The sequence below is a fragment of the Moorena sp. SIO4A1 genome (assembly GCF_010672065.1).
GTDB lineage: Bacteria > Cyanobacteriota > Cyanobacteriia > Cyanobacteriales > Coleofasciculaceae > Moorena.
In genome coordinates this window covers 1-4,268 of sequence record NZ_JAAHHX010000159.1, presented here as the reverse complement: position 1 = coordinate 4,268, position 4,268 = coordinate 1, and the positions used below count along the sequence as shown (strand labels likewise).

Annotated in this window: 5 protein-coding genes; all 5 read right to left on the bottom strand. The window is 42.2% G+C overall.

Annotated elements, in window-relative coordinates:
- Nucleotides 1-124, bottom strand: a 124-nt coding sequence (locus F6K53_RS46205) for a DUF29 family protein (protein ID WP_366511391.1), incomplete at its 3' end; no start/stop codon positions are given.
- A gap of 123 nt (nt 125-247) precedes the next feature.
- Complete coding sequence (locus F6K53_RS35365; RefSeq protein WP_293083973.1) at nt 248-1,468, bottom strand: DNA adenine methylase; 1,221 nt, start codon at nt 1,466-1,468, stop codon at nt 248-250.
- On the bottom strand, nt 1,468-2,091 hold the full coding sequence (locus tag F6K53_RS35360; protein ID WP_293083970.1) for a hypothetical protein: 624 nt from the start codon (nt 2,089-2,091) through the stop codon (nt 1,468-1,470). Before F6K53_RS35360 ends, F6K53_RS35365 begins: the two co-directional genes overlap by 1 nt.
- 278 nt (nt 2,092-2,369) lie before the next feature.
- Nucleotides 2,370-3,668: an RNA-guided endonuclease IscB gene (iscB, locus tag F6K53_RS35355; protein ID WP_293083967.1), complete on the bottom strand. Its 1,299-nt coding sequence runs from the start codon at nt 3,666-3,668 to the stop codon at nt 2,370-2,372.
- Between the two features lie 474 nt (nt 3,669-4,142).
- On the bottom strand, nt 4,143-4,268 hold a 126-nt coding region (locus tag F6K53_RS35350), incomplete at its 5' end, for a cytochrome c oxidase subunit 3 (RefSeq protein WP_293083976.1).

The following is a 4,268-nucleotide window of genomic DNA, read 5'->3' as shown; positions in this document are numbered from 1 at the left end:
CTCGTTTACTCAAGTCTTCAATCTCTTCTAGGAGATTAACCCAGTCTACTTCACTATACCGTTGTTCTTTGATCAGGGAAACTTGTTGTTCAACCCATTGGATGATGTCAGTTTCATAGAGCATTTTGTTCTAGGAAATCTCACTATATGTGACGAAAGCCTTACCTGGTTGGGTTACGCTGCTGCTCACCCAACCTAGGAATAACCCTAGTGCCAGATGTAACAGGATAATGAACTTTTTTTTATTTTACTTCCATGTGGCATAAACGCAGTATTCAAATAGTTCCTTCTTACTGTTACGTTTCCTGATCGCCTTGCTACCCACGTTTGTAAACCCAAGGGAATTTAGCGAATCTTCAAGTAGTTTTTCCGTGTGTACCTGCACACCGTAGAAACTAGAATTACCCACAATATACGACAGTACAGCACCTTTATTCAGTATACTTTTTAGATTATTAAAATGTAAGTGCATATCATGAAAATACTTATAGACATAATTAGCCATCAACAAGGTATTCTTTTCTTCAGTCTCAAGGATTTCGGAAACTACCAGCCTTATAAGTTCCGGCAATTCAAGACCGTTTGATTCCCAGTTCTGAAGTCTGCTGGTAGCAATTCCCCATGTGCCTCCGATCGCTTTCCAATCAAGTTCACCAGCTTCACGGGCAGTATCAAGAAACTTTGTCCAGTACATATAAGGACGAAGTTCTCGAATATAGCTGATCCGGTTTGGGTAAGGTGGGGAGGTAACAACGTGGGAATACTTCACTTCTTCAATAGAAACAGGTTCCCGTGAATCTACGGAGTGAACCGATGCGGAACCGGGAAGTGCTTCACTGGCACTTTCAACGATCGCATCCAAGATTTCTAAATACAGAGATTCAATCTGTTCTACCTCAAAGGTTGTCACTTGATCGTGAAATGACATGGACACATGATTGAATGCTGCGGAAGATGTTTCAATAACCAACCGGCAAAAAGAAATCCATGCCAGAGAAGAAACATTGTTGTCTTTCGGTTCGCCAAACTCGTTAACAAGCACCTGACGAAGTGCAGCTATAATTTTTAATGTATCTACGGACCACCACCTTGTAATGTTATGTATTTTTGGCAACCAGTTATCTTTATTAAGATAATATTTGGATTCTATCAGCGCTTTTTTAACCCCTATTTGTAGCTTTTTAAGTTCCGTTTTTGTGTAGTTACGGCATTTAGCATTACCTAACCATATCAAGAAGGGGTTTATATCAAAACAGTGTGAATAAAAACCATGTTCAGCCGCCACAATACCAGTTGTTGCTGTTCCTGAAAACGGGTCAAGGATGAAAGCATTTTCAGGGATGTTATCAATAATTTCTTCTACTAGCTTGACGGAATAAGCGGGGGTTAGCCGCAACCATCCATGTCTACCAAGTTTCTTGTTGTATTTGAAGGTGTAATCCGAACGTTGCTTAACCGTCATATCCATTACTCAGCCCTCAACAACGTTTCCAGGACATCATGGATTTCTTGTTTAATCTCTGTGCTATTACGGTTGAAAAAGTCTGCTAAGTCATACCCAAGAACCTGGTCACAGAAGGCATACAGAGACTCTTTATTGTTGCTATTCGTTGTACCAATAAGAATACCGCAACGGTTATTCCGGTATCTCAGTACAATGTCAGAATCAATCTGTGAAGAAAAGATTGCGAATACAGGAAGATAATCGTTTGCCCATGCTACTACAGCATTATCAATGTCGGCATTTTGACGCTTGGAGTCTTTGCTTTTGTAACCCTGACGCACTTCAAAAACGATCCCGTTAGTGGGTTCCGTAACTTCACCTAAGTCAGAACAGTAGTCTTTAATCCATTGCTTTACGTTGTTGAGAATCATTTGATTCTTAACTTCAGAAAGTTCAAGTCTGCCGTCAAGGGATAGCTTTTTATCTTTACCAGAGCGAGTCTTTGCTGTGTAGGACCAGGTTGCATAAACGGGGTCTGTGTAACCAGTTGTATCTACCAAAACTGCACGGAATAGACGTTCACACCCAATGCCGATTTGCCGATATACGGAAGTCATTCCACCTGCTGCACGATGTGCAGCGTACATCAGCTCGGTGTCAAGACCTACCCATGCGTAGAAAGGGTCTGAACCGTAAAGCGTCTTGAATCCACTCAGGGATAGCCCCTTATCGCTGTTACCCTGCCCGAACTTGGGTCTGTAGGTCTTGCACTTCTTGATAGGTGCAAGGAAAGTCTTTAGATATTCCGTTTCTCTGTTATTCACCATAAATTGGGGTTGGTAAGGGGGAAACTGGAAGCCCCTGTCGTTCACGTATGGGGAGGAAAGTTTCCCCCTTACATAAACAACTGAGCGTAAGGGAATCCTTATTGATAGGAATAACCATCGCTGCGATGAACAAAAGAACAGTATTTGTGTGAAATTCCGGCTACTCGACCTGTAGCCGTTGTGATATCAAAGCTACCGGTTGCTCGACATAAAACTCGACCAATATAAGAGCCAACTTTTTTCCCTTTGGTAACAACAGCTTTAACAATATCCCCTGTTTGAAATCCAAAGTGTTTCTTGGTGTTTGACCGATGTCGAATCGGAAAACCAAAAGCATTTGTTCCACACATTTGACGGTTGCCATGTCCTGTTGCTTTGATTCTCATTGGTCTTGACACTAAAATTTTTAAGGTATCTGGGGTTGAGTAGCCTACATTGGCCGCGTCCAACCAATGAGTTTTAGGTAAATTTTGACGACAACGGTTGTATTTAGTCCTACCACCAGTTCCCGTTTCCACAGGTATTCCTAGCTCTTTGAGGCCATTAAACAGTTTCCATTCGCCGTTGGCGACGCTACGCGAACGAGTAGCATTAACGGCGGCTGTGTCAGCTAGTGATCTTTTCGCTTGAGATAGAATTGACTTGAGCAGTAAGGGGTTATTTTCTAAGAATTGCTCAATCGGTTTGTTTCCTTTCTTTTGGTTGCATTTTCGACAACTCAAAGTCAAGTTGGATAAGCGATTAGAGCCTCCTTTTGACTTGGCAACAATATGCTCAATCTCTAGCTTAGTGTCCGTAGCACCGCAGTAAACACAACGACGATGCCATTTTTCTAGCATATATTCCCTTAATTCATAACCGGCTAGGGTTCCTTGTTGATATTCAATTCCCGAGATTTCTGGGTTTTGTATGAGTTGGGTATCAAATCGTACCAATTCAGTTGAGATATGAGCAATTGGTGATAACCGCCAAAGCCGTTTTACCCAAGTCAATATGTTTTCAACTCGACTGATTAATGACGGTGGCAACCATCCCTCTTGACGACATCGATTGTTAAACCGAGGTTGGCGATAACGAGTTTTGCGATTTCTGCGAGAACGCCTTAACTGTCTTCTAGAGGTCAGAGCGGATCGAATTTGATCCCCTCTGTGAGTCAGTTCTGCTCCCCACAGCACAGATTCATTTCTCAGGATAGCTATACCTGTAGTCTTCGCTCCCGGGTCGATTTTAATCCTGAGCTGTTGATTATTTGGTTCAGCAACTTCCTCCTTCAATATAATCGTAAAAGGATACCTTTTAAACACAGCCGCTTTTCCCGTTTTGAGCAATTTTCTGGCTCTAGCTGGATGAGTTGGGTTTAAAGGTTTTCTTGAACTGTTCAAAACAAAAACAAACATGAGTTTAATCTCCCATTAGGGGTAATGTGAACCGTGCGCTAAAGCGCCCCGCTTCGCGAACGCCAATGTTTAGAGTCGGTACTTTCTTCAACACACGGGCTTAACCCTTGTACACCACACTTAATGCTGAAGTTCTAGAGCTACAAACTGGTTCATGCATTCATAGGTAGGACTTAAACTCTTGCTCTAAACGTAGACTTTTTAGGTCTTTGGCTGGTCAGGTGGGCTTTATTCAAGCCCCCGGCTTATAGCCGTGGGGTTCCTGACATCCTTCTATATTACAACTTTTTTGATAATTTTTTTTGAGGGCTAACTACTAATTATACCGTTGTTCTTTGATCAGATAAACTTGTTGTTCAACCCATTGGATGATATCAGTTTCATAGAGCATTTTGTTCTTGGAAATCTAACTAAACATGACAAAAGCCTTACCTGGTTGGGTTACGCTCCTGCTCACCCAACCTAGGAATAAGGCTACTGCCAGATGTAAATCAGCACAAACAAAATAATCCAGATCACATCGACAAAATGCCAGAACAGGGAGGTGGCAGCAACCCCAAACTCACCGTTGTTGTAGTTACCGGGAATGAAGGAGCGTCC